This window comes from Leucobacter sp. USCH14 (genome assembly GCF_037619215.1).
Taxonomy (GTDB): Bacteria; Actinomycetota; Actinomycetes; order Actinomycetales; family Microbacteriaceae; genus Leucobacter.
In genome coordinates, this window is record NZ_JAQPZP010000003.1 from 252,857 (window position 1) to 277,136 (window position 24,280).

The 24,280-nt window shown below is 70.4% G+C and carries 23 protein-coding genes and 1 pseudogene; 5 read left to right on the top strand and 19 right to left on the bottom strand.

Translation table 11 applies throughout. From position 1 onward, the window contains the following. The gene (locus PQI23_RS05250; RefSeq protein ID WP_339972248.1) at positions 1-345 is read right to left on the bottom strand and encodes a winged helix-turn-helix transcriptional regulator; all 345 of its coding nucleotides are present in this window, start codon (positions 343-345) and stop codon (positions 1-3) included. Positions 346-423: 78 nt separating this feature from the next. Between PQI23_RS05250 and PQI23_RS05255 the strand changes: the two genes are divergently transcribed. After that, entirely contained in the window at positions 424-1,080 is a 657-nt protein-coding gene (locus tag PQI23_RS05255; protein WP_339972340.1) for an FMN-dependent NADH-azoreductase, read from the top strand. Between the two features lie 92 nt (positions 1,081-1,172). Here PQI23_RS05255 and PQI23_RS05260 read toward each other — a convergent pair whose 3' ends face one another. Then, positions 1,173-2,198 (bottom strand): NAD(P)-dependent alcohol dehydrogenase, encoded by a 1,026-nt coding sequence (locus tag PQI23_RS05260; protein WP_339972249.1) that lies wholly within the window; start codon positions 2,196-2,198, stop codon positions 1,173-1,175. Positions 2,199-2,340: 142 nt separating this feature from the next. Here PQI23_RS05260 and PQI23_RS05265 point away from each other — a divergent pair, with 142 nt between their 5' ends. Next, positions 2,341-3,420, top strand: coding sequence for an NAD(P)-binding domain-containing protein (locus tag PQI23_RS05265; protein ID WP_339972251.1), 1,080 nt, complete (start codon positions 2,341-2,343; stop codon positions 3,418-3,420). 6 nt (positions 3,421-3,426) lie between these two features. On the opposite strand, the gene PQI23_RS05270 is transcribed toward PQI23_RS05265, so the two are convergent. Both PQI23_RS05270 and PQI23_RS05275 read right to left on the bottom strand, forming a co-directional pair. Further along, the gene (locus tag PQI23_RS05270; RefSeq protein WP_339972253.1) at positions 3,427-4,440 is read right to left on the bottom strand and encodes an NYN domain-containing protein; all 1,014 of its coding nucleotides are present in this window, start codon (positions 4,438-4,440) and stop codon (positions 3,427-3,429) included. Positions 4,441-4,512: 72 nt separating this feature from the next. After that, entirely contained in the window at positions 4,513-5,979 is a 1,467-nt protein-coding gene (locus PQI23_RS05275) for an amino acid permease (protein WP_339972255.1), read from the bottom strand. A 208-nt stretch (positions 5,980-6,187) separates the two neighbouring features. Here PQI23_RS05275 and PQI23_RS05280 point away from each other — a divergent pair, with 208 nt between their 5' ends. After that, the gene (locus tag PQI23_RS05280; RefSeq protein ID WP_339972257.1) at positions 6,188-7,585 is read left to right on the top strand and encodes an MFS transporter; all 1,398 of its coding nucleotides are present in this window, start codon (positions 6,188-6,190) and stop codon (positions 7,583-7,585) included. A gap of 103 nt (positions 7,586-7,688) precedes the next feature. On the opposite strand, the gene PQI23_RS05285 is transcribed toward PQI23_RS05280, so the two are convergent. From PQI23_RS05285 to PQI23_RS05350, 14 genes and pseudogenes are all read right to left on the bottom strand, one after another. Continuing rightward, the gene (locus PQI23_RS05285; protein WP_339972259.1) at positions 7,689-8,444 is read right to left on the bottom strand and encodes an ABC transporter permease; all 756 of its coding nucleotides are present in this window, start codon (positions 8,442-8,444) and stop codon (positions 7,689-7,691) included. Next, the gene (locus PQI23_RS05290) at positions 8,441-9,244 is read right to left on the bottom strand and encodes an ABC transporter ATP-binding protein (protein ID WP_339972261.1); all 804 of its coding nucleotides are present in this window, start codon (positions 9,242-9,244) and stop codon (positions 8,441-8,443) included. The genes PQI23_RS05285 and PQI23_RS05290 overlap by 4 nt, the downstream gene beginning before the upstream one ends. Continuing rightward, positions 9,241-9,621, bottom strand: coding sequence for a DUF1048 domain-containing protein (locus PQI23_RS05295; protein WP_339972263.1), 381 nt, complete (start codon positions 9,619-9,621; stop codon positions 9,241-9,243). Before PQI23_RS05295 ends, PQI23_RS05290 begins: the two co-directional genes overlap by 4 nt. Beyond that, the gene (locus tag PQI23_RS05300) at positions 9,618-10,001 is read right to left on the bottom strand and encodes a PadR family transcriptional regulator (protein WP_339972265.1); all 384 of its coding nucleotides are present in this window, start codon (positions 9,999-10,001) and stop codon (positions 9,618-9,620) included. Before PQI23_RS05300 ends, PQI23_RS05295 begins: the two co-directional genes overlap by 4 nt. A 307-nt stretch (positions 10,002-10,308) precedes the next feature. After that, complete coding sequence (locus tag PQI23_RS05305; RefSeq protein WP_339972267.1) at positions 10,309-11,001, bottom strand: response regulator; 693 nt, start codon at positions 10,999-11,001, stop codon at positions 10,309-10,311. After that, complete coding sequence (locus PQI23_RS05310) at positions 10,998-13,628, bottom strand: DUF4118 domain-containing protein (protein ID WP_339972269.1); 2,631 nt, start codon at positions 13,626-13,628, stop codon at positions 10,998-11,000. The genes PQI23_RS05305 and PQI23_RS05310 overlap by 4 nt, the downstream gene beginning before the upstream one ends. Before the next feature lie 2 nt (positions 13,629-13,630). Then, a complete protein-coding gene (gene kdpC / locus PQI23_RS05315) occupies positions 13,631-14,269 on the bottom strand; it encodes a potassium-transporting ATPase subunit KdpC (protein WP_339972270.1) in 639 nt (212 codons plus the stop codon). A gap of 67 nt (positions 14,270-14,336) precedes the next feature. Continuing rightward, a pseudogene (gene kdpB, locus PQI23_RS05320) lies at positions 14,337-16,406 on the bottom strand (potassium-transporting ATPase subunit KdpB); the annotation flags it as partial. A gap of 8 nt (positions 16,407-16,414) precedes the next feature. Further along, positions 16,415-18,100: a potassium-transporting ATPase subunit KdpA gene (gene kdpA, locus PQI23_RS05325; RefSeq protein ID WP_339972274.1), complete on the bottom strand. Its 1,686-nt coding sequence runs from the start codon at positions 18,098-18,100 to the stop codon at positions 16,415-16,417. Beyond that, on the bottom strand, positions 18,100-18,189 hold the full coding sequence (locus PQI23_RS05330; RefSeq protein ID WP_339972276.1) for a potassium-transporting ATPase subunit F: 90 nt from the start codon (positions 18,187-18,189) through the stop codon (positions 18,100-18,102). The genes kdpA and PQI23_RS05330 overlap by 1 nt, the downstream gene beginning before the upstream one ends. Beyond that, entirely contained in the window at positions 18,186-18,377 is a 192-nt protein-coding gene (locus PQI23_RS05335) for a hypothetical protein (protein ID WP_339972278.1), read from the bottom strand. The genes PQI23_RS05330 and PQI23_RS05335 overlap by 4 nt, the downstream gene beginning before the upstream one ends. A 180-nt stretch (positions 18,378-18,557) precedes the next feature. Continuing rightward, positions 18,558-19,154, bottom strand: coding sequence for a YdeI/OmpD-associated family protein (locus PQI23_RS05340; RefSeq protein ID WP_339972280.1), 597 nt, complete (start codon positions 19,152-19,154; stop codon positions 18,558-18,560). Next, positions 19,141-20,115: a zinc-binding dehydrogenase gene (locus PQI23_RS05345; RefSeq protein ID WP_339972282.1), complete on the bottom strand. Its 975-nt coding sequence runs from the start codon at positions 20,113-20,115 to the stop codon at positions 19,141-19,143. The genes PQI23_RS05340 and PQI23_RS05345 overlap by 14 nt, the downstream gene beginning before the upstream one ends. Before the next feature lie 32 nt (positions 20,116-20,147). Then, entirely contained in the window at positions 20,148-20,642 is a 495-nt protein-coding gene (locus PQI23_RS05350; RefSeq protein ID WP_339972284.1) for an FBP domain-containing protein, read from the bottom strand. Positions 20,643-20,960: 318 nt separating this feature from the next. On the opposite strand from PQI23_RS05350, the gene PQI23_RS05355 reads away from it, so the two are divergent. Continuing rightward, positions 20,961-22,433 (top strand): dihydrolipoyl dehydrogenase family protein, encoded by a 1,473-nt coding sequence (locus PQI23_RS05355; RefSeq protein ID WP_339972286.1) that lies wholly within the window; start codon positions 20,961-20,963, stop codon positions 22,431-22,433. 21 nt (positions 22,434-22,454) lie between these two features. On the opposite strand, the gene PQI23_RS05360 is transcribed toward PQI23_RS05355, so the two are convergent. Then, positions 22,455-23,741, bottom strand: a complete 1,287-nt coding sequence (locus tag PQI23_RS05360; RefSeq protein WP_339972288.1) for an AI-2E family transporter — start codon at positions 23,739-23,741, stop codon at positions 22,455-22,457. Positions 23,742-23,814: 73 nt separating this feature from the next. Between PQI23_RS05360 and PQI23_RS05365 the strand changes: the two genes are divergently transcribed. Then, positions 23,815-24,273, top strand: coding sequence for a DUF1801 domain-containing protein (locus tag PQI23_RS05365; RefSeq protein WP_339972290.1), 459 nt, complete (start codon positions 23,815-23,817; stop codon positions 24,271-24,273). The last annotated feature ends 7 nt before the right edge of the window (positions 24,274-24,280 follow it).

The window sequence follows — 24,280 nt, forward strand, 5'->3', positions numbered from 1 at the left end:
CTACTTCGGGCGATCGGCGGGCGCGAGGTTCGCCGAAGCCCACCGCCCGAGCTCCTCGAGCACCGGCACCAGCTGTTCGCCGCCGGGGGTGAGCGCGTAGGTCACCGACACCGGCGGGCCGGGAGACACCGTGCGGGAGATGAGCCGCACGTCGGCGAGCTCGGTGAGCCGGTCGGAGAGCACGGCGTCGCTGATGCCGGGAACCGCTCGCCGCACCTCCGCGAACGCGAGGGCTCCCCCGCCGAGCGCGTCGATGATCATGCCGTTCCAGCGTTTTCCGAGCACCGAGAATGCGAGGCTGACCGCAGCGTCGCATTCGTGTCGATCACGCCGGGGGCCTTCCATAGCCTCATTCTACGGTGCTACACTCGCGAAAGTCACTCTGAAAACATGAGCGATTCACTCTCGAGAAACGGAGCCTGCGTGACACTCTTCCGCCTGGATGCGAGCATCCTGCCGCCCACGTCCGACAGCCGCGCACTCGGCGACCGCGTCGAGCACGAGTGGACCGCCGCTCACCCCGACTCCGCCGTGGTGCGCCGCGACGTCGCCACCGAACCGATCTCCGCAGACGTCTGGCGGGCCGCGGTCACCGGCGGCTTCACCGCCGAGGACGAGCGGAGCCCCGAACAGCGGGAGGCGATGGCGTTCGCGACGACACTCGCCGACGAACTCGTCTCGGCCGATGCGCTGCTGTTCGACGTGCCGCTCTACAACTACGGCCCCTCGCAGCACTTCAAGACCTGGTTCGACGTCGCCTACACCGATTCGCGCATCGACCCCGAGGGCACCGCACTTCGGGGCAAGCCGGCGACCCTCGTCACGACGATCGGCGGCAACTACGGTCCAGGCACCCCGAAGGAGGGCTGGGATCACTCCACACCGTGGCTGCGGCGCGTGCTCGAGGACGTCTGGGGGCTCGACCTGCGCATCGTCAAGCGCCCCTTCACGCTCGTCGGGGTGAACCCCGCACTCGACGAGTTCGCCGACCTCGCGGCGTCCCTCAAGGAGCAGGCAGAGGAGGATGCGACGCGATCCGGCCGAGAGCTCGCCGAGCTCCGGTCGCAGCGCTCCGCCTGACGCGACGCTGCACACGCGAACGGCCCAGGCTCCCACCAGCGGAGACCCGGGCCGTTCGCGTTCCGCCGCAGCTGCGGCGCGACGCTCCGCGACTACGGCACGATCACCGCGCGACCGCGCACCTTGCCGGCGTGCAGGTTGTCATAGGCACGTGGAGCCTCGGCCAGCGAGTACTGCTCGACGTGGATGCTGATCGCACCCCGCTTCGCGAGCTCGACGACCTCCATGAGCTCGGTGCGCGATCCCCAGTTGATCGCGCGCCCGTTGACGTCGAGCGGCACGGTCGTCTGGCCGATCGGCACCGCACCCGACGCCACGCCCACCACGACGATCTGGCCGCCGACGCGGATCATGCCCGCCGCGAGATCGGCCGTCGGCTGGATGCCGACGAAGTCGAAGACCGCCTCGGCGCCGAGGCCTCGGGTGAGCTCCTTGACCGAATCGATCGCGTCGGGGTTCGAGAGGAACGCCTCGTCGGCGCCCACCTCGCGGGCGAAGTCGAGGCGATCCTGCGCGACGTCGAGCACGACCACGCGCGTCTGCGTCAGCGTCTTGAGCAGCTGGATCGCGACGTGGCCGAGTCCGCCCGAACCGATGACGACCGCGGTGCTGCCGGGCGTGAGCTTCGGCAGCGCCGACTTGATCGCCCGGTACGGCGTGAGCGCCGCGTCGGTCAGCGACACGTTCTGCACCGGGTCGAGGTCGCCGATGGGCACGAGGTGCCGCGCGTCGTCGACGAGCATGTACTCCGCCATGCCGCCGTCGCTGAAGATGCCGGGAGCGCGCATGCCCTGCTCGCAGTTCTGCTCCTCGCCGCTCGCGCACGGGTAGCACCGGCCGCAGCCCCACGGGCCGTACACGATGACGCTCTCGCCCACCTCGAGGCCAGTCACGCCGGCGCCCAGCTCGGCGACCGTTCCCGCGACCTCGTGACCGAGCGTGAGCGGCAGCGGCTTGAAGTAGTAGTCCTCCGCGCTCGTGCCCATGATGAACTCATCCGAGTGGCACGCGCCCGCCGCGGTCACCTTCAGCAGGATCTCCCCGGGCCCGGGCGCCGGCTTCTCGACGTCGACCAGCTCGGGTCGGCTTCCGATCTTACGGTATTGCAGTGCCTGCATGGTGCACCTGCTTTCTCCGGGCTCGTGGCCCGGCACATGCGCGATCGCTCGCGCGGGGCGTACGGCGCGTCGGGGTAAGGCGGCCGCTTCCACGCTACTCCCGCCGGGGAATGGGTTCGAGCCGAGACTCGTTGCACCCGACGTGGAAGACACCGGCATTCTCGACGGCATCGTGATCGGTGCGGGTCAGGCCGGGCTCTCCGCGTCCTACCATCTGCGGCGGCTCGAGATCCCGCACGTCGTGCTCGACGCCGACCGATCACCGGGCGGGGCATGGCAGCACCGCTGGGACGCCCTCACCATGCGCGACGTCCACGGCGTCGCCGAGCTTCCCGGTTCGATTCCGCCCTCGCGCAGCGCCGACCGGGCGAACACCGCGATTCCGCGATACTTCACCGCCTACGAGCGGCAGCACGAGCTCCCGGTGATCCGGCCCGTGCACGTCGACCGCGTGCAGAACGATGCGCAGGATCCCCAACTGCTCTCCATCACCGCCGGCGAACGGACCTGGCGGTCGCGCACGCTGGTCAATGCGACGGGCACGTGGTCGCAGCCGTTCGTGCCGCGCTACCCCGGGATGGAGACGTTCGTGGGCGAGCAGCTGCACACGGTCGCCTACCCCGGGCCGGAGCACTTCATCGGCAAGCGCACGCTCGTCGTCGGAGGGGGCGCGTCGGCCGTGCAGTTCTTGGGAGCCCTCGCCCCGCTCACGGAGACGCTCTGGGCGACCCGGAGCGAGCCCGTCTGGCGCACGGACGAGTTCACCCCTGAAGCCGGAGCAGCGTCGGTCGCGCTCGTCGAGCAGCGCGTCGCCGCCGGCCTTGCGCCGCAGAGCGTGGTCAGCGTCACCGGCCTGATGCTGCGCGAGCAGGAACGGGACGCCGAACGACTCGGCGCGTACCGCGCGCGGCGGCCCATGTTCGCGAGCGTCGAGCGCGACGGGGTGCGATGGGCTGACGGCTCCTTCGAGCGGGTCGACGTGATTCTCTGGGCGACCGGCTTCCGGCCCGCGATAGCCCACCTCGCCCCGCTCCGGCTCCGCAGTGCCGCCGGCGGCATCCAGCTCGACCGGGGCGGCCGCGGCACGACCGCGGTCGCAGACGCACGCGTGCAGCTGGTCGGCTACGGGCCATCGGCGAGCACGATCGGCGCGAATCGCGCGGGCCGCACGGCTGCTGCTGCGGTGCGGCGGTACCTGCTCCGCCGGGCTCGGGCCGCCTGACGACGCCTATGCGCTCTGATCGCGCAGACGCACGAGGCGCTCGTGCCCGGTCTCCTCGAGCTCCGCGACGTCGGAGCGCGACTTCAAGAAATCGGAGAAGGATCGGAACCCGAGCGCCTTCTCGTTGAACGACGGGTCCATGCGGCGCATCTGCTGCTTCACCGCCGAGCTGTAGAGCCATCCCGAATCGTCCTTGTCCTGGCTCAGCCACAGCGCGCGGATCAGGAGCCCGGTCACCGCGATCTCGGCATCCTCACCCGAGTCGATCGCGTCGCCCGGCTCGACCTCGCTCGCCGCCTCCTCAGCGGCCTCGAGGGCGTTCGCGAGCCCCTGCTCGAACGCGCCCTCCGCCTCGGGCGCCGACTCGCCCCCAGCCCCGCCCCGACCGCCTCGACCTCGAGAGCGCTTCGGCTGATCCTCGCGCCGTTCGCGCTGCGCCGCCATGCGCGGCGCGGGCTCGACTCCGGGGAGCGCGTCGTACGACGCGAACTCGTCGCACGCCGCGGTGAGCGCCTTCGCGGTGGAACCGGCGACGCCCACGCCGACCACGTACCGGCCGAGGCGCTTGCACCGCTGCGCCAGCGGCACGTAATCGGAGTCGCCCGCGACGATCACGACGTGCGTCAGGTCGTCGAGACGGAACATGTCCTCCACCGCGTCGACGGCGAGCCGGATGTCTGCGCCGTTCTTCGCGTAGGCCGCGGCCGGGAAGAGCTGCACGAGGTCGACCGCTCGCGAGACGAGCTGCGAGCGGTACTCGGCGTTCATCGGGGCCGACCAGTCGGCGTAGGCCCGCGTCAGCACGAGCGTGCCGAAGGAGGACGCGTAGTCGATGATCGCGCCGACATTGACGACCGCCGCCTGCAGGCGCTCGGCGATCTCGGGCTCGGAGGGGTTCTCCGCGATGCGCTGGCGATCCCTCGCGAACGAATTGCGCCCGTGCACTCGGTCGTACCAGGAGAGCACGATGTTATCGAAGTCGAGGTAGACCGCGACACGGCCGTTCTGAGTATCCGCCACGCTTCCAGTGTGTCACCGATCGGTGCGCACGCCAACGGAGACCGGCGAGCGGCGCGCCCGCCCGCCGCTCCCCTACGCCTCGAGTGCGGCCGAGGCCTCCGCGCTCGCGCGCTTGGCCCGAGCCCGCCGCACGAGCGGCCAGCAGACCACGAGCACGCCGGTCGCGATCAGGCTCGTCCACACCTGGGTGCGCCCGTCCTCCGTAGTGAGCATGATGACCAGAACTGCGATGATCGCGGCGATGAGCAGCAGGTTCAGCCAGGGGTGGAGCCACATCTTGAGCTTGAGCCCGGCGACCTCGTCCGGAGTCATCCGCGACCGCATGCGCATCTGCGTGAGCGCGATGAAGACGTACACGAACAGCGCGACGAGGCCCGCCGAGTTCATGATGAAGGAGAACACGCCGGAGTCGGGCGCCGCGAAGTTCACGATGGTGGCGACGACGCCGCCGATCGTCGACGCGAGCAGCGCGGCGACCGGCACGCCGTTCTTCGCCTTCTTCGCGACGAACTTCGGCGCGAACCCCTGCTCCGCGAGCGACGAGAACATGCGGGACGCCGAGTACAAGCCGGAGTTCAACACGGAGATCACCGCGGTGAAGATGACGAGCTGCATCACGACGGCCGCACCCGGCAGTCCGAAGAGCTCGAACACATACGTGAACGGCGCAGAGGCGACGTCGACGGGCTCCGGCAGCTCGTCCCAGGGCACGATCGTGGTGATCACGAGCACGGCGCCGACGAAGAAGAGCAGGATGCGCCAGATCACCGTGCTGGTCGCCTGACGGATGCCCTTCGCCGGATCCTCCGACTCCGCCGAAGCCATGACCGCGATCTCCGTGCCGAAGTACGAGAAGATGACGAGCGCGACGCCGGTGAACGCGACGCCGATCCCGTTCGGAGCGAAGCCGCCGTGCTCCCAGAGGTTGGGAATCGAGTAGCTCGCGTTCGGCCAGAGGCCGAAGGCGAAGAGCACGCCGGCGCCGAGGAACACGACGATCGCGAGCACCTTGACGCTCGCGAGCCAGAACTCGACCTCGCCGAACGTGCGCACGGAGATCAGGTTCGTGCCCACGAAGATCGCGAGCAGCAGGAGCGAGCCGACCCAGGAGGGCAGCGCGGGGAACCATCCGTGCAGCGTCTCGCCCCCGAGCACCGCCTCGTAGGCGAGCACACCGACCCAGAAGTACCAGTACAACCAGCCGACGAGGTACGCCGCCCAGTCGCCGAGCCCGACGCGCGCGTACTCCATGAACGAGCCGATCGCCGGTCGCGCCGCCGCCATCTCACCCAGCATGCGCATGGCGAGGAAGACGAGCAGGCCGCCGATGAGGTAGGAGAGCACCGCGGCGGGGCCGACGGTGCGGATCACGTTGCCGGACCCCACGAACAGGCTCGCGCCGATGATGCCGCCGAGCGTGATCATCGTCACGTGCCGGGGGCGGAGCTTCTTGTGGGCGAGCTGCACCGATCCTGCCGAAGTCTCCGGCGATACCGGCTTCGAGGGTGCGGCGGCTGGGCCGTGCGACGAGGGGTTCATTTCGGGAGGATGCCTCACTGATTCGGGTGCGAGTGCCGGCCAGGCGCGACCGGAATACAACCTGGAAATGTTAAGTCAATGTCGGCGAAGCGCGAAATCGGGGCGACCTCCGGGCAACCGATGGAGTTGCGGCAGTGTATCTAAAATCGTATATTATTAGCGATCCGGCTTGTAACACTGCCGAAACCTCGTCACAAAGGAGTGCTTCATGTCACCAGCATCCGCACAGGGATCGCTGACGCCGACCGGCACGATCGCCACAACCGGCGATCGCCGTCGAGTCGCCATCGCCACGGTCGTCGGCACCACCGTGGAATGGTACGACTACTTCATCTACGCCTCCGCGGCGGGCCTCGTCTTCAGCCAGCTCTTCTTCGAACCGGCGGGCTCCGGGGTCGGCACGATCCTCTCGTTCCTCACCGTGGGCATCAGCTTCCTGTTCCGACCGCTCGGCGCCTTCCTCGCCGGTCACTTCGGCGACCGCTTCGGGCGCCGCATCGTGCTCGTCGTCACCCTGATCCTCATGGGCGCGGCGACCGTGCTCATCGGGCTCCTGCCCACGTACAGCCAGATCGGCGTCGCTGCGCCGATCCTGCTCATTCTGCTGCGCATCCTGCAGGGCGTCTCCGCGGGCGGCGAATGGGGCGGCGCCGTACTCATGGCCGTCGAGCACGCGCCGCGCGACCGCCGCGGCCTCTACGGAGCGATGCCCCAGATCGGCGTTCCGATCGGCCTGCTGCTCGCCAGCGCCATGCTCGCCATTATGAACATCATCTTCCCGGGCGACGCGTTCCTCGACTGGGGCTGGCGCATCCCCTTCCTCTTCTCCATCGTGCTGATCCTCGTCGGCTACTGGGTGCGGCGACGCGTCGAGGAGAGCCCGGTCTTCACCGAGATCGCCGAGCGCAAGGAGCAGACCGGCGCCCCCATCGTGAAGCTGTTCGCGCGCTTCACACCGCTGGTGATCCTCGCCGCGCTCGTCTTCGCGGGCAACAACGCCGTCGGCTACATGACGACGGGCGGCTATGTGCAGAACTACGCCACCAACCCCGAGGGGCCCGTCGGTCTCGATCGCGGCGAGGTGCTGTGGGCCGTGACCGCCTCCTCCGTCACGTGGCTCATCGCGACCTTCATCGCCGGCTGGATCTGCGACCGCATCGGCCGGCGCACCACCTACATCCTCGGCTGGACCCTGCAGGGCGCCGCACTGTTCGCGCTCTTCCCGCTCGTCAACACGGCGGACCCCCTGCTGCTCGCGGCCGGGCTGATGCTGCTCACCGTCGGGCTCGGCCTCACCTACGGCCCGCAGTCGGCCTGGTACTCCGAGATGTTCCCGGCCTCCGTGCGCTTCTCCGGGGTATCGATCTCGTACGCGATCGGCGCGATTCTCGGCGGCGCATTCGCACCGACCATCGCCGCGTGGCTGCAGCAGACCACGGGCACCTCGATGTCGGTCACGCTCTACCTCGTCGGCATGACGGTCGTCGGCCTCATCGCGACGCTGCTGCTGCGCGATCGCAAGGGCATCTCGCTGCGCCCCGGCGACGAGGAGGAGCAGCGCCAGGGCATCTACATCTGGGAGCCGGCGAGCACCCCGAAGCAGTGAGCCGCGCGCGAGCGGGGTCGCTTCGGGAGGGTGTCGCACCTGGTGCGGCGCCCGACACCCTCCCGAAATGACCCCGCTCGCGGGGAGCGCCGCGCGCTCAGGGTCAGCGCCGCACGAGCAGCGCGGCGCCGACCGCGGCGAGCACCAGGATCGCGAGCAGCCACGCGAGCGCGACCCAGATCTCGGCCCCTACCGCGACGCCCGCGAGCAGCGACCGCAGTGAATCGACGATCGCCGTCACCGGCTGATGCTCGGCGAACCACGCCACCGGGCCGGGCATCGTATCGGTCGGCACGAACGCCGAACTGATGAACGGCAGGAAGATGAGCGGGTAGCTGAACGCGCTCGCCCCATCGACGGACTTCGCCGCGAGCCCCGCGACGACGGCGATCCACGTGAGCGCGAGCGTGAACAGCGCGATGACCCCGAAGACCGCGAGCCAGGCGCCGAACGACGCGCTCGAGCGGAACCCGATCAGCAGCGCGACCCCGACGACGACGGCGACCGAGACGAGATTCGCGAGCATCGACGTCACCACATGGGCCCAGAGCGCGCTCGAGCGCGAGATCGGCATCGACCTGAACCGCTCGAAGATGCCGCTCTGCCGGTCGAGGAAGAGCCGGTAGGCCGTGTACGCGACTCCGGATGCGACGGTGATGAGCAGGATCCCCGGCAGCATGTAGTCGATGTACGCGCCCGCCCCGCCGGTACTGATCGCTCCGCCGAGCACGTACACGAAGAGCAGCATCAGCGCGATCGGCGTGACTGCGGTGGTGATGATCGTGTCGGGGCTGCGCAGGATGTGCCGCACCGAGCGCGCGGTGAGCACCCCGGCGTCGGCGATCGCGTGCGTCGTCATGAGCGCGCCTCCTGGTCCGCTGCGTCCTCCGGAGCGCTCGGGGCGACGAGCGCGAGGAAGACGTCTTCGAGCGTGGGCTCGGGTTCGATCAGCACGGGCGGCCGCTTCGGCAGCAGCGCCCGCAGTTCGGCGAGGGTGCCCTCCTGCACGATGCGCCCCTCGTGGAGGATCGCGATGCGATCTGCGAGGTGCTCGGCCTCGTCGAGGTACTGCGTCGTCAGCAGCACGGTGGTGCCCGCATCGGCCAGTGAGCGCACGAGACTCCACACCTCGAGGCGGAACTGCGGATCGAGGCCGGTCGTCGGCTCATCGAGAAACAGGATCGGCGGATCCCCCACCAGGCTCATCGCGATGTCGAGCCGCCTGCGCATGCCTCCCGAGTACTCCCCCGCGCGGCGGTCGCCGGCTTCGACCAGCGAGAACCTGCGCAGCATCTCGTCTGCGACGCGCGTCGGCCCGTCGAGCCGTCGCAAGCGCGCCACCAGGCGGAGATTCTCCCGGCCCGTCAGCACGTCGTCGACGGCCGCGAACTGGCCGGTGAGGCTGATCGCGCGCCGCACCGCCTCCGGATCCGATTCGGCATCGTGATCGAGCACGAGTGCGCGGCCCGAGTCCGCCCGCAGCAGCGTCGCGAGAATCCGGATCAGCGTCGTCTTCCCCGCCCCGTTCGATCCGAGCAGCGCGAAGACCGTGCCGGCCGCGACGTCGAAGTCGACGCCGCGCAAGACGGGGGTGTCGCCGAACGCCTTCGCGATCCCGCGCACCCTCAGCGCCGGAGCTCGGGTCAGTGTCGCACTCATGATCGTTTCCCGCGGTCGTCGACGGCTTCGGCGGCGGCGAACGCGTCGCGGAGGCGCGTGCGCTCGCGGTCGATCCACTGCTTTCCGGAGTACGCGGCGACGAACGTCTCGGCGAATTCGACGGGATCATCGCCGACGATGTCGCGCGCGGACATTCCGTCGAGCGCTGCGCGCTCCCAGAGGTCGGCGTGGTCGCCCACCATTCTCGCCAGCATCTCGCCGTCGCTGACCATGCCGTAATACATGAAGTAGCGCTGCAGGGCTCGCGCGACGTCTCGGTACGGCGCGGGCAGCGCTTCGACGCGCGCCGTCGCGGCCTTGTACTGCTTCTTGTCTTCGAGGGAGCCCGTGAGCGTCTCGATCCATTTCGCGGTCATGCGTTCTCTCCATTCGTGCGGTGCGGGTTCGTGTCGAGGGCGCCCGGCGTCGAAGCCCGTGCGGGGCGCAACGCGTCGATGTGCGCGGCGAGGAAGTCCCAGGACTCCCAGAAGTCGGCGAGCCGCTCGCGGCCGGAGCCGTCGAGCGAATACACCTTCCGGGGCGGCCCCTTCTCGGAGGGAACCCTCTCGACCGAGACGAACCCCTTCTGCTCGATCCTCACGAGCAGCGCGTAGATCGTGCCCTCGGCGATGTCGACGAAGCCCCGCTCGCGCAGGGAGGCCGTGATCTCGTACCCGTACGCCGAACGCTCGGCGAGGATCGCGAGCACGATCCCCTCGAGCGTGCCCTTCAGCATCTCCGTCATCTGCGTGGCCACTCGAAGCCCCCTCTACTCTGTGACGCTTACTACGGGTACAAAGTAGCACTAGGTACCGCTACTTGGCAACACCGAATAGTGTGCTTCGAGCCGTTCATGCACTACGCGCCATCCCCCACCGCCCTCTGCATCCGCTCCCCTCAGCAGCGGGGTCGCTTCGGGAGGGTGTCGTCCCTGTCGCGGCGCTCGACACCCTCCCGAACCGACCCCGCTCGAGAAGGGAGGCGGGCGTGCGGACGGCGGGCCGGGCGGTGCGGGCGGACGGCGAGGCGGGGCGGGGCGGGCGGGCGGTCGGGGCGGGCGGTCGCTACACCGTGACGTGCTCGAGGCGATAGCCCATGCCCGCCTCGGTGATGAGGTGGACGGGGTTCGCAGGATCCGCCTCGATCTTCTTGCGCAGCTGAGACAGGTACAGCCGGAGGTATCCCGTGTCCTCGATGTGCTCCGAGCCCCAGATGGTGGTGAGGAGCGTCTGCCGGGTGACGAGGCGGCCGGGGTTGCGAATCAGCAGCTCCAAGACCTGCCACTCGGTCGGCGTGAGCCTGATCTGCTGCTCCCCCTCGGGCGTCGCGCGCGTGACGCTGCGCGCCGCGAGGTCGACGGTAACGTCTCCGAGCCGCACGACGGGCACGGCCTCGTCGCGCACGATGCGGCGGGAGAGCGCCCGGATGCGCGCCAGCAGCTCCTCGATGGCGAACGGCTTGGTCACGTAGTCGTCGGCGCCGGCGTCGAGCGCGTCGACCTTGTCGGCCGCGCCGGCACGCCCCGAGACCACGAGGATCGGCGCCTGCGACCATCCGCGGATGGCCTCGATCACCTCGATGCCGTTGAGCGTCGGCATCCCGAGGTCGAGGAGGAAGAGGTCGGGGCGGTGATCGATGGCCGCCGCGATCGCCTGGGCGCCGTCGGCCGCCACGAACACGTCGTATCCCTTGGCGGTGAGCGTGATGCGCAGCGCGCGGAGAATCTGCGGGTCGTCGTCGGCGATGAGAATCTTCATGAGCGGGCGTCTCCAGAGGGCGCGGGAACGGAACCGGGCGCGGGAACGGAACCGGGCGCGGGATCGGCACCGGGCACGGGATCGAGGCCGGGCGCGACGGGGAGCGAGATCACCATGGTGAGCCCGCCGCCCGGGGTGCCCTCGGGCAGTAGCGTGCCGTGCATCGAGTCGACGAACCCGCGCGAGAGCGCGAGACCGAGGCCGAGGCCCGAGGTGTTGTCGGTGTCGCCGAGGCGCTGGAACGGCACGAAGATGTCGTCGTACTTGTCTTCGGCGATGCCCGGGCCGTGGTCGATGATGCGGATCTCCAGGCGGTCGGCGAACGTGCTCGTGGTGACGGCGATGCGCTCCCCCGCGTCCGTGTACCGCGACGCATTCGCGAGGAGGTTCACGATCACGCGCTGCAGCAGCACCGGATCCGCCTGCACCGCGGCGTTCCCGTGCTGGAGCGCGAGCGAGACCTCGTTCGGCCCCAGCCCGAGTTCGTCGAGCGCCGGCGCGATGACCGCTTCGGGGTCGGTCGGGGCGACGCGGATCGACAGCGCGCCGGCCTGGATTCGCGTGACATCGAGCAGGTCGGTGACGAGGGCGCCGAGCCCGTCGAGGCTCTCCGCAGCGGTGTCCAGGAGCTCCCCGCGATCCGACTCGCTCAGCGCGATGCCGGGTGCTCGCAGACCGCCGACCGCGGCGGTCGCTGCGGCGAGCGGACGCCGCAGATCGTGGCTGAGCGCGGAGAGGAGTGCGCCGCGCACCCGGTCTGATGCGGCGATCGGCTCGATCTCGCGCGCGGTGCGCTCGAGGCGGCGGTGCTCGAGTGCTGCCGAGAGTTGGGAGCCGACGACGGTGAGGAGGCGGCGCTCAGAGGCCGCGAGCTCGGCGCCGGTGAGCTCGAGCGACGCGTCCTCCCCCACGGCGATGTCGATGCACTCCCGAGCGGGCGGCACAGGCTGTCGGGCGGGGGCGGCAGCGGGCGCCTCACCCGCTGCTGCGACCGTCGGCGCCGGCTCTCCCGAGGCGGCGAGCACGGCACCCCCTGCGTCGACGAGTCGCGCTCCGCGCAACCCGAAGGCCTCCCGCGTGCGATCGACCAGTGCCTGCAGCGCATCGTCGCCGCGCAGCACGCTCCCCGCGATCGTCTGAATGAGTTCGGCTTCGGCGGCCGAGCGGCGGGCCGCGCGCGTGTACCTCGCCGCGCGGTCGACGATGACGCTGACGAGCACCGCGATGACCACGTACAGCGCCACCGCCAGCAGGTGCAGCGGCTCGTGGATGTGCACCGTGTGCAGCGGCTCGATGAAGAAGAAGTCGAGCGTGAGCCCGGAGAGCACCGCGGCGAAGAGCGCCGGCCAGATGCCCCCGACGAGCGCGACGAGCACGACAAGCAACTGGTAGCTGAGCACGTCGCTCGTGATCGAGTCATCACTGCGCAGCGACGCGAGGAGCCAGGTGAGCAGCGGACCGCCGACGAGTGCGAGCGCGAAGCCGAGCAGCCTGCGCTGCGCGGTGAGCGCGCCGGTGCGTCGCGGGAGGGCGAGCCGTCGCGGCCCCTCGGCGTGATTGACCATGTGCACGTCGATGTCGCCCGATTCGCGCACGACGGTTGCGCCGATGCCGGGCCCCGTGAGTGCGGCGACGACGCGCCCGCGCCGGCTCGCGCCGAGCACGAGCTGAGTGGCGTTCACGGAGCGGGCGAATTCGACGAGCGCCGTCGGCACGTCCTCGCCGATCACCTGGTGGTAGCTGCCGCCGAGCTTCTCGACGAGTGCGCGCTGCTGGGAGAGCGCCGCGGGGTGCTCGGTGCGCAGCCCGTCCTGGCTCGACACGTGCACGGCCAGCAGCTCTCCGCCGGCCGAGCGCGCCGCGATCCTGGCCCCGCGCCGCAGCAGCGTCTCCCCCTCCGGCCCGCCCGTGAGCGCGACTACGACGCGCTCCCGCGCCTCCCAGGTGCTCCTGATGCCGTGCTCCGCGCGATACCCCTTGAGCGCCTGGTCGACCTCGTCGGCCAGCCACAGGAGCGCGAGTTCGCGGAGCGCGGTGAGGTTGCCGATGCGGAAGTAGTTGGAGAGCGCCGCGTCGACGCGCTCCGCAGGGTAGACCGAGCCGCCGGCGAGGCGATCGCGCAGGGCCTGCGGTGCGAGGTCGACGACCTCGATCTGGTCGGCGCCGCGCAGGAATCGGTCGGGCACCGTCTCCCGCTGCGGGGCCCCGGTGATCTGCTCGACAACGTCGTTCAACGACTCGATGTGCTGGATGTTGAGCGTCGAGATGACGTCGATCCCGTGCTCGAGCAGCACCTCGACGTCTTGCCACCGCTTCTCGTGAGCGCTGCCCGGCGCGTTGGTGTGGGCGAGCTCGTCGACGAGGGCCACCGCCGGGTTCCGCTCGATCACGGCGGAGAGGTCCATCTCCTCGAGCCGGACCCCGCGGTGCGTTGCACTGGTGCGCGCGACCTCGGGCAGCCCGTCGGCCATCGCGGCGGTCGCCTGCCGTCCGTGGGTCTCGACGAAGGCGATGACCACGTCGAGGCCGTCGGCCCGCATCCGCCGCGCCTCCTCGAGCATCGCGAACGTCTTGCCGACTCCGGGGGCGGCGCCGAGCAGCACCCGGAGCCGCCCCCGTCTCGTCATCGTCACTCCTCGGTGTCGCGCTGCGCCGTATCGAGCGCCACGTTGAGCTCCAGGATATTCACTCGGGGCTGTCCGAGGAATCCGAGGTCGGCGGAGCGGGTGTGCGCTGCGACGAGCGCGAGCACCTCACCCGTGTCGAGGCCCCGGGCCGCGGCGACCCGCTCGGCCTGGATGCGCGCGTAGGCAGGGCTGATGTGGGGGTCGAGACCGGAGGCGGAGGCGGTCACGGCATCGGCCGGCACCGCCGCCTCGGGAACGTCGTCGAAGGCCGCGACGGCGGCGCGCCGATCCTCGATCGCGGTGACGAGGTCGGGGTTCTCGGGGCCGAGGTTCGATCCCGACGAGGCGGCCCCGTCGTACCCGTCTCCGGCTGCCGACGGGCGCGGCTGGAAGTACTCGGGCAGGGGCGCTCCATCGTCGTCCGCGAACGCCTGGCCGAGGAGCGATGATCCGACGACGCCGCCGTCGGGCCCCGTCACGAGCGATCCCTCGGCTCGATCGGGGGCGACGAGGTGCGCGAGCCCGGTGATGGCGAGCGGGTAGGCGACGCCGAGGGCGAGCGTGCAGAGGGCCATGGCTCGAAGCGCGACCCCGATGGTCCGGAGCTGGGGCCGGCCTGCGAGCCGGGTGCGTGCGTGCATCTGAGACAGCTTTCTATGCAATGGGGAGTGGGATGGGGGCGGTGAGTGCGGGCCGAATCGTCGCCGGTCAGAACCCGGGAAGCAGCCGAACGGCCTGGTCGATGAGCCAGATGCCCGCGAACGGGGTGATGAGCCCGCCGAGGCCGTAGATCGCCAGGTTGCGACCGAGGATCTGCGAGGCGCCTCCCGCCCGGAAGCGCACGCCGCGCAGTGCGAGGGGAATCAGGAACACGATCACGATCGCGTTGAAGATGATCGCCGAGAGCACCGCGGAGGCCGGCGAGTGCAGACCCATGACGTTGAGCACGGCGAGCTGCGGGAACACCCCCATGAACATCGCCGGGATGATCGCGAAGTACTTGGCGATGTCGTTCGCGATCGAGAAGGTGGTGAGTGCCCCGCGTGTGATGAGGAGCTGCTTGCCGATGCGCACGATGTCGATCAGTTTCGACGGATCCGAATCGAGGTCGACCATGTTGCCGGCCTCCTTCGCGGCCGACGTGCCGGTGTTCATCGCGACCCCCACGTCGGCCTGGGCGAGCGCCGGCGCATCGTTCGTGCCGTCGCCCGTCATCGCGACGAGGTTGCCGCCCTCCTGCTCGCGGCGGATGTACGCGAGCTTGTCTTCGGGCGCGGCCTCCGCGAGGAAGTCGTCGACTCCCGCTTCGCGCGCGATGGCGGCGGCGGTGAGCGGGTTGTCCCCGGTGATCATGACGGTCCGGATCCCCATGCCCCGGAGCTCCTCGAACTTCGCGGGGAGCCCCTCCTTGACGACGTCCTTCAAGTGCACGACGCCGAGGATGCGAGCCGGGCTTCCCGGTCGGTGCTCCGCGACGACGAGCGGCGTGCCACCGCTCTGGGAGACCTCTGAGATGCACTGCTCGAGCTCGGCGCGCACCGGTGCCGGCACCTGCTGCACCTGCTCCACCCACGCGGCGATCGCAGAGCCCGCGCCCTTCCGAATCCGCGTGCCGTCGGGCAGATCGAGCCCCGACATGCGGGTCTGCGCCGTGAACGGCACGATCTCGCCGACGGGTGTCCGATCGAAGTGGGCGCCCTCGGCGACCGCGAGTTCCACGATCGAGACGCCCTCGGGGGTCGGGTCGGCGAGCGACGACCGCGCGGCCGCCTCGACGAGCTCCTGCTCGCGCACCCCGTCGAGCCGGAGGAACGCGCTCGCGCGGCGGTTGCCGTACGTGATGGTGCCCGTCTTGTCGAGCAGCAGCGTCGTCACATCGCCCGCGGCCTCGACCGCGCGCCCCGACTTGGCGAGCACGTTGCGCTGCACGAGCCGGTCCATGCCGGCGATGCCGATCGCGCTGAGCAGCGCGCCGATCGTTGTCGGGATCAGGCAGACCAGCAGGGCGGTGAGCACGGTCACGCTGACCGGAGCCGCGGCGTAGCTCGCAATCGGGTTCAGCGTGAGCGCCACGACCACGAAGATGATCGAGAGGCTCGCGAGCAGAATGTTCAGTGCGATCTCGTTCGGCGTCTTCTGACGCGCCGCGCCCTCCACGAGGGCGATCATGCGATCGACGAAGGTCTCGCCGGGCATCGACGTGATGCGCACCACAACGCGGTCGGAGAGCACGCGCGTGCCGCCGGTCACCGCGGAGCGGTCCCCGCCCGACTCGCGCACGACCGGCGCTGATTCGCCCGTGATGGCCGATTCGTCGACCGACGCGATGCCCCACACGATGTCGCCGTCGCCCGGAATCAGCTCGCCCGCCTGCACGACGACGTGGTCGCCGAGACGCAGCTCGGACGATGCCACCGCTTCGAGCCTCGCGCGATCCGCCGCCTCGTCGTTCCGCGCATCGTAGCCCGCGATTCGCTGAGCGGTCGTGGCGGTGCGCGTCTGACGCAGCGAGTCGGCCTGCGCCTTGCCGCGCCCCTCGGCCACGGACTCGGCGAGGTTCGCGAACAGCACCGTCGCCCACAGCCAGACGGCGATCGCCCAGGTGAACGAGGCCGGCACGGGAGAGCCGCCCGAATCGGCGGGACCGCCCAGGAACGGCTCGGCGACGGCGAGCACGGTGGTGAGCGCGGCCCCGCCCCAGACGATGAACATCACCGGATTGCGCCACTGCCGGCGGGGGTCGAGTTTGCGGAGAGCGCCGGGAAGTGCGGCGCGGAGCATGGCGATCATGACATCAGCCCTTCAGCCAGGGGACCCAGCGCGAGAACGGGAAAGAAGGTGAGTGCGGTGACGAGCAGCGTGACCGCGGTGAGCATGCCTGCGAACATCGGCCGGTGGGTCGGCAGTGTGCCGGCCGTGGCAGGCACACGATCCTGCGCCGCGAGCGAGCCTGCGAGCGCGAGCACGAGCACGATCGGCACGAAGCGGCCGAGCAGCATCACGACGCCGAGGGCGGCATTCATCCAGGGGGTATTCGCCGTGAGCCCGGCGAACGCCGATCCGTTGTTATTCGCCGCGGAGGTGAACGCGTAGAGCACTTCGGAGAGTCCGTGCGAGCCGGGGTTCCAGATCGACGTCGAGATGACGTCGTCTCGCACGGCGGGCAGCGCGAAGCTCAGCGCAGTGCCCGCGAGCACGAGGGTCGGAGCGACCAGGATGTACAGCGCTCCGAGCGTGATCTCGCGGGTGCCGATCTTCTTCCCGAGGTACTCGGGCGTGCGGCCGATGAGCAGGCCGGCGATGAAGACCGCGATGACGGCGAGCACCAGCATGGCGTAGAGCCCCGATCCGACCCCGCCCGGCGACACTTCGCCGAGCATCATGTTCAGCATCGGCAGCATGCCGCCGAGCGCGGTGTACGAGTCGTGCATCGAGTTGACGGCGCCCGTCGACGTGCCCGTGCTGGTCGTCGCGAAGAGGGTCGACCCGACGATGCCGAAACGCCACTCCTTCCCCTCCAGCGCTCCACCGGCGAGCTCCGGCGCGGTGCCTCGGCCCGCGCTCTCGATCGCGGTGAGCACGGCGAACGACGCGAGGTAGAGGATCCCCATGACGCTCACGATCGCGAGGCCCTGCCGGGTGTCGCCGACGATGCGGCCGAACGCGCGCGGCATGCTGAACGGAATCAGCAGCATGAGCACGATCTGCACCAGGCTCGTCCAGGGGGTCGGGTTCTCGAACGGATGCGCGGAGTTGACGTTGAAGAATCCGCCGCCGTTCGTGCCGAGCAGTTTGATGGCCTCCTGCGACGCCACGGGCCCGCCCGGAATCGTCTGCGCGGCACCGCTGAGCGTGGTCACGTCGGTGAACCCGGCGAAGTTCTGCACGACGCCGCCGAGCACCAGCACGGTGGCGGCGATCGACGCGAGCGGCACGAGCACACGCACCGTCCCACGCGTCAGGTCGACCCAGAAGTTGCCGATCGTGCCCGAGCGGCGTGCGGCGAATCCGCGCACCAGCGCGACCGCCACCGCCATGCCGACCGCTGCCGACACGAAGTTCTGCACGGCGAGACCCGCGATCTGCACCGTGTACCCGAGGGTCTGCTCGGGCGAGTACGACTGCCAGTTCGTGTTCGTGACGAACGACACCGCCGTGTTGAAGGAGAGGTGCTCCGACGGCGCCGGCAGCCCGAGCGCGTACGGCAGCCACGGTTGGAGCCGTTGCAGCGTGTACACGATGAGCACGCCGACCGAGGAGATGATGAGCACGCCGCGCAGGTACGAGCGCCAGGTCTGCTCGGCCTGCCCGTCGACGCCGATCACGCGGAAGACGGCGCGCTCGACGCGCCAGTGCTTCGGCGACGTGTACGTCCAGGCGAGGTAGTCGCCGAACGGCCGGTACAGCACGACGAGCACGAGGGCGACCGTCGCCACCGAGGCGAGCGCCATCAGTGCAGTCGAGCCGGCCATCAGAATCGCTCCGGTTTCACGAGCGCGACGACGAGGTAGGCGAGCGCACCCAGGGCGAGTATCGCGGCGAGTGCTTCGAAGACGATCACAGCTTCTCCACCGCCTTCCCCAGCACGCCGATGAGCGCGAACAGCGCGATCATGCCCAGCACGGTGACCAGATCCAGCACGGGATCTCCAATCCGGAAGCGCCGGCCGACGAAGCGGCCGGGGGGCCCGTCTCTCGGGCTCACCTCCCGATCGAACACCCGTGCATGGGCGGGTTCGGCGATCCTCACGGAATACATACGGCGTTCAGGCCGATGCTGACGCAACCCTCACGGAGCCGCTGCGCGGTGCGCGCCAGCTACCGCGCCAGCCCGCACGCACGCCGAATCGGGGTCGAGTTCTGGGCAGTGCGCGGTCGGCGGCACCCCGGATATCGACCCGGATCCTGCGGCCGCGGTCGGGATCCGCGGTCAGGCTTCGCGCAACCTCTCGACGAGCGCGGCGATGCGGCGCGCTCGGGTCTCCGGCCGTACCGCGGTGACGATCGGATGGAGGGCGCTGTAGCGCGCACTGCGGCTCAACGCGTCGAAGGCGGAGCGCGCGACCGGGTCTGCGGCGAGCGCGGCGACGAGTGCTTCGGGCTCATCCATCGTCGCCGACCCGGCGTAGGCGCGCTCCCACCGACCGTCGGCCTGCGCGCGCTCGACCTCTGCCCGGCCGCGGGGGCGCAGCAGCCCCTCGGCATCGAGCCGGGCGATGATGTCGACGTTGCGCTTCGACCACATCGAGCGGGCGCGACGCGGCGTGAAGCGCTGCTGGAACGTGGCCCCGTCGCGCGACTGCTTCTGGCCGTCGATCCACCCGCTGCAGAGCGCCACCTCGAGGGCATCCTGGTAGCTCAGCGAGGTGGGGCTGGTCGTGCCCTTCTTCGCGAGCACCACCCATCCACCGTCGTGCGCGTCCTCGTGCACCTCGAGCCATGCGCGCCATGCCGCGGCGTCGGCGAACACGGCCGGTTCCGCGAAGGTCGGAGCTCCCGGCTCGACCCCCGCGTCACTCCGCGACATCGAGGATCACCTTGCCGAGGTGCCCGCCGGCCCGCAGCATCTCGTGCGCACGCGCGGCGTCGGCGAGCGGCACCCGCGCGTGCACCGGCAGGGTGATCTCCCCGTTCTCGATCAGCGGCCAGACGAGTTCGGCAGTGCGCTCGAGGATGCGCTGCTTGTCGTGCGGTTCGCGGGAGCGCACGGTGGTGCCGATGACGCGAGCGCGCTTGCCCATGAGCGCGCCGACGTCGAGCTCTCCGGTCGACCCGCCCAGGGTGCCGATGATGACGAGGCGCCCGAACTCGCACAGCATCGTCACGTTGTCTCCGAGCGCGGGGCCGCCGACGATATCGAGGATGATGTCGGCGCCGCCCGCCTCGCGCACCGCGGCCACGACATCGGTCGTTCGCCGGTTCCAGGCCTCCGCAGCCCCGAGGCGGCGGACCTCGTCGATGGCCTCGTCCGATCCGACCGTGGTGAGCACGCGCGCCCCGAGGGCGCTCGCGAACTGGATCGCGAACGTTCCGATCCCGCCGGTGCCGCCGTGGATCAGCACGGTCTGGGGCTCCGGCGCCGCTCCACCGTCTCCGCCCGCGGGTTCGGTGCGCAGCCCGCCCTCGATGACGAGGTTCGACACGACGGTCGCCGCCACCTCGATGATGCCGCCCGCCTCCGCGAGCGAGAGGGCCGGGGGTGCGGGCAGCACCTGCGCTTCGGGCACGGCGACGACCTCCGCGTACCCGCCGCCGGCGAGCAGCGCGACGACCGCCTCGCCGGTATCGCGGCGGTGTCCCGATACTTCGAGGCCGGGCAGTTCGGAGGCGCCGGGCGGCGGCGGGTAGTGCCCCGCTGCCTGAACGACGTCGGCGCGGTTCACTCCCGCCGCGACGACATCGACGAGGATCTCGCCCTCGCCCGTCTCGGGCTCAGGCAGGTCGGCGAGTTCGAGTCGATGGTCGTCGGTGATGGTGATCGCGCGCATGCCTCAACGCTAGACCCGGCGGCACGCTCTCGCTAGCGCCCCGTGAGCAGCATGTCGGCGAAACCTGCGACGCGCTGCTGCAACCGCTCGATGCGCCGCTGCCGGTCGCCCGACATATCGAACCCGTCGTACGGCGCCGGCGGGTCGGTGCGCGCAACCCAGGAGCACTGAAAGTTGCGGCAGAGAAGGGTGCCGACGGTGTTGCCGCGGCGCCCGGACTCCCCGACGCGACGGGCGGAGAAGAAGACCACCTCGTTGATCAGGCGCGGATCGCGGCACCACTCGCAGATCTGCCGGCGCTGGGGCGATGCATCGGCCTGACGGAGCAGGACGCCGGTCGGGGTGCCGTCTGGTGCGGGGAGCACCACGTACGCGCGTTTGGCGAACTTCGGGTCGTGCCAGCCCAAGTAGTCGAGGGCGTCCCAATCTCGGGTGTCGAGGTCGTCGGGGAGCCCGGCGACGGAGACCTCTTTTCGAGACGCGTTGACGAAGCTGGAGCGGATGGTGGCTGCGGTGAGTGGAAGCATGAGGGAAACCTGTTCGAACGGGGGCATTCCGGCGGCCGGGACGCGAGGCGTCAGCACGAGCGACACCGTCGGCGACGGGGTGCTTCCCGAAGTGCCCGGGATGATATGGAAGCGTCGCACTCCGACGAGGGTGCGAGCGGGTCTCGGCGGGGCCACGTGACATGGCGCGCATCGCCGAGCGGCGGCGTCAGCTGTCGAGGGCGGATGATCCGCCGACGACCTCCCCGCGCCCGAGGGCCGTACGCTTCGCACTGTTCACGCGACAACGGTAACATGCGGATTCCCGGTGCAGCACCGCCGCGATCGAGAAGGAGCATCATGACTGCTGAGTACGACGTCATCGTGATCGGAGCCGGCCCCGTCGGCGAGAACGTGGCCGACCGCGCCGTGCAGGGCGGCCTCACCGTCGCCCTGATCGAGTCGGAGCTGGTGGGCGGCGAGTGCTCGTACTGGGCGTGCATGCCGTCGAAGGCGCTGCTGCGTTCCGGCGAGGCCGTGCGCGCCGCCCAGCGGCTCGACGGCGCGAAGGAGGCGGTCAGCGGCTCGGTCGACGTCGCCGCGGTGCTGCGTCGTCGTGATGCCTTCACGAGCAGGTGGGACGACTCCGGGCAGGTCGAGTGGGTGGCGAGCGCCGGCATCGAGCTGGTGCGCGGCCACGGCGCCATCACGGGTGAGCGGGAGGTCACGGTGCGCCCGGCTGACAACGGTTCGGCGGCCGATGCGGCGCCGTCAGTGCTGCGCGCTCGGCACGCGGTCGTCGTCGCCACGGGATCGGCGGCGCTTCTGCCCGACATTCCGGGGCTCGCCGAGGCGAACCCGTGGACGAACCGCGAGGCGACGAGCACCGAGCAGATCCCGCCGAGACTCGCGATCGTCGGCGGGGGCGTGATCGCTTCGGAGCTCGCCACCGCGTTCGCATCGCTCGGCTCGCAGGTGACCGTCATCGCGCGGAGCGGGCTGCTCTCGGGTCAGGAGCCGTTCGCGGGCGAGCTCGTCGGCGATTCGCTGCGCGAGCTCGGAGTCGACCTGCGCCTCGACACGTCGCCGACCGCCGTCGAGCGCACCGAAGACGGGCTCGTGCGCATCACGACGGACGGCGGCGACGTGGTCGAGGCCGAAGAGATCCTCGTCGCGACCGGCCGCGTACCCCGCACCTCGGATCTCGGCCTCGACAGCATCGGCCTGGAGCCGGGCGCCTGGCTCGAGACCGACGACACCCTGCTCGTACTGGGCGCCGACGGGTCGCCGCTCGCGGGCGACTGGCTGTACGCGGTCGGCGATGTGAACCACCGCGCGCTGCTCACGCACCAGGGCAAGTACCAGGCGCGCGCGGCCGGTGACGCGATCGCAGCCCGGGCGAACGGAACCGCGTTGCGCGACGAGCCCTGGGGGCGCCACGTCGCGACGGCCGACCGCGCCGCGGTGCCGCAGGTCACGTTCACGGATCCGCCGGTCGCATCCGTCGGATTGACCGCGGCGGCAGCCGAGAAGCAGGGCCTCAGCACTCGGGTCGTCGACTTCGAGCTCGGCGACATCGCGGGGGCGAGCCTGCACGCCGACGGCTACCGCGGCTCGGCGCGCATGGTGGTCGATGAGGATCGCGGGGTGCTCGTCGGGGTGACCTTCGCTGGCCCCGACGTGCACGAGCTCGTCCACTCGGCCACGGTCGCCATCGTCGGCGAGGTGCCGATCGAGCGGCTGTGGCACGCAGTGCCGTCGTACCCGACCATCAGCGAGATCTGGCTGCGCCTGCTCGAGACGTACGGGCGATCGAACGAGCAGGTGGAGTAGGGGCGCGATCCGGCGTCTCGACTACGCGTCTCCGCTCGGCGCTGCGGCGGTGGGATCGCCCGTGCCCTCCTGCGCGGCGACCGGGCGCTCCCCCGGCGGCAGCCGCTTCAGATCCTGCGCCGGGAGCACGACCTTCTGCATGATGATGATCACGCTCGCGGCGACGGGGATCGCGACCAGCGCTCCCAGGATGCCGCCGAGCGCACCTCCGCCCACAGCGGCGATGACGACGAGCGACCCGGGAACGGCGACCGCGCGACTCATGATGCGCGGGCTCAGCACGTACGCCTCGATCTGCATGTAGACGAGGTAGTAGATGCCCGCGGTCAGCGCCGTCATCGGCGAGTTCACGAGGCAGACCGCCGAGATGAGGATCGAGGCGGAGAGCGTGCCCACGAGCGGGATCAGCGATCCGACGAATGCGAGCAGCGCGAGCAGTGCGGGCAGCGGCGCATCGATGATGCTGAGGAAGATGAGGCTGAGCACGCCGTTGCAGAGCGCGAGACTCACCTGCCCGATCACGTAGCGGCCGACGGCGCCCGATACATCCTCGAGCAGCTCCCGGAACCGCGGGCGATGGTAGGCAGGCACGAATCGCACGGCGAGCCGCTTCATCGCGCGCATCGAGGCCATGAAGTAGAGGGTCAGGATCAGCACGATGATCACCCCGGTCACGCCGCCCGCGATGCCCGCGCCCACCGCGACGATGCCGCCGCCGATCTGACCGAGGTTGGTCGGATCCTGCAGGAAGTCGAGCGCCCCCGAGATGGCGCTGTCGAAATTCGTGCCGAGCTGGTCGGTGAGCCAGTCGTACCAGTCGGAGTGCATGATGTCGTCGACCATCAGCGGGGCGTTCTCGACCAGGTTGGTGATCTGCTTGACGAGCACGGGCACGATCGCGAGCAGGATGCCCGCGAACGCGAGGAGCACCGCGCCGACGACCACGGCGACCGCCGCGCCCCTCGGCAGCTTGCGCTCGATGCGCGACACGATCGGGTCGAGGCCGAGCGAGAGGAACAGGGCGACGCCCACGTAGACGAGCACCGTGGCGAGCTGCCCGATGATCGCGCCGATGAGGAGCGCCACGAGCACGCCGAGCGCACCCAGCAGACCGAACGTGAAGGGGTTGATGCGCGCCCCGTTGCCCCAGGGGATGTAGCCCGGGCTCGAAGCGGCCTTGCTCGGCACCTCTTCTGCAACGTCCTTGGCAGCCCACCACCGCAGCATGTCGTTCCCCCTCGCCGGGGCGCGGAATGCCGCGCCGCCCGGTGCCAGTCGACCACTCGGCAGGGCGCGGGTCAAGTTCATCCCGTTGTGGGTCGACGCGTGTCGCGCTACCGTGAACCGCACGCGAGCTCGTCGCGGATTCGGAGGGTGGATGATGGCGAAGCAGCAGAAAGACGACGACGGGTTCTCCCGGGAGGAGCGCGCGGCGATGAAGACGCGCGCCGCCGAGCTGAAAGCGGAGGCGAAACGCGCGAAGAGCGCCGAGAAGGCGGCCGCCGAGGCTGCGGAGGTCGACGCGAAGATCGAGTCGATGCCCGACGGGGATCGGCAGATGGCCGAGCGCGTACACCGCATCGTGGCCGATGTCGCGCCCGGTCTCACTCCAAAGCTCTACTACGGGCAGCCGGGCTACGCGCGCGACGGCAAGGTCGTGGTGTTCTTCCGCAGCGGGGAGATGGACAAGCTGCGCTACTCGACATTCGGGGTGAGCCCGAACGCGGCGCTCGACGAGGAGAGCGGCTTCTGGCCCACGTCGTACGCGCTCATCGACCCGACGGATGCGGCGTGGAAGGCGCTCACCGACGTCGTGCGGCGAGCGGGCGCGACCGACTGACGCCGCT

Excerpts from the sequence above, each read along its gene's own strand:
- PQI23_RS05350 (WP_339972284.1), bottom strand. The coding sequence starts at position 20,642 with ATGCTTCCACTCACCGCAGCCACCATCCGCTCCAGCTTCGTCAACGCG.
- PQI23_RS05360 (WP_339972288.1), bottom strand. The coding sequence starts at position 23,741 with ATGAACTTGACCCGCGCCCTGCCGAGTGGTCGACTGGCACCGGGCGGC.
- PQI23_RS05280 (WP_339972257.1), top strand. The coding sequence starts at position 6,188 with ATGTCACCAGCATCCGCACAGGGATCGCTGACGCCGACCGGCACGATC.
- PQI23_RS05355 (WP_339972286.1), top strand. The coding sequence starts at position 20,961 with ATGACTGCTGAGTACGACGTCATCGTGATCGGAGCCGGCCCCGTCGGC.
- PQI23_RS05345 (WP_339972282.1), bottom strand. The coding sequence starts at position 20,115 with ATGCGCGCGATCACCATCACCGACGACCATCGACTCGAACTCGCCGAC.
- PQI23_RS05305 (WP_339972267.1), bottom strand. The coding sequence starts at position 11,001 with ATGAAGATTCTCATCGCCGACGACGACCCGCAGATTCTCCGCGCGCTG.
- PQI23_RS05285 (WP_339972259.1), bottom strand. The coding sequence starts at position 8,444 with ATGACGACGCACGCGATCGCCGACGCCGGGGTGCTCACCGCGCGCTCG.
- PQI23_RS05260 (WP_339972249.1), bottom strand. The coding sequence starts at position 2,198 with ATGCAGGCACTGCAATACCGTAAGATCGGAAGCCGACCCGAGCTGGTC.
- PQI23_RS05310 (WP_339972269.1), bottom strand. The coding sequence starts at position 13,628 with ATGACGAGACGGGGGCGGCTCCGGGTGCTGCTCGGCGCCGCCCCCGGA.
- PQI23_RS05250 (WP_339972248.1), bottom strand. The coding sequence starts at position 345 with ATGGAAGGCCCCCGGCGTGATCGACACGAATGCGACGCTGCGGTCAGC.
- PQI23_RS05290 (WP_339972261.1), bottom strand. The coding sequence starts at position 9,244 with ATGAGTGCGACACTGACCCGAGCTCCGGCGCTGAGGGTGCGCGGGATC.
- kdpA (WP_339972274.1), bottom strand. The coding sequence starts at position 18,100 with ATGGCCGGCTCGACTGCACTGATGGCGCTCGCCTCGGTGGCGACGGTC.
- PQI23_RS05340 (WP_339972280.1), bottom strand. The coding sequence starts at position 19,154 with ATGTCGCGGAGTGACGCGGGGGTCGAGCCGGGAGCTCCGACCTTCGCG.
- PQI23_RS05295 (WP_339972263.1), bottom strand. The coding sequence starts at position 9,621 with ATGACCGCGAAATGGATCGAGACGCTCACGGGCTCCCTCGAAGACAAG.
- PQI23_RS05365 (WP_339972290.1), top strand. The coding sequence starts at position 23,815 with ATGGCGAAGCAGCAGAAAGACGACGACGGGTTCTCCCGGGAGGAGCGC.
- PQI23_RS05275 (WP_339972255.1), bottom strand. The coding sequence starts at position 5,979 with ATGAACCCCTCGTCGCACGGCCCAGCCGCCGCACCCTCGAAGCCGGTA.
- kdpC (WP_339972270.1), bottom strand. The coding sequence starts at position 14,269 with ATGCACGCACGCACCCGGCTCGCAGGCCGGCCCCAGCTCCGGACCATC.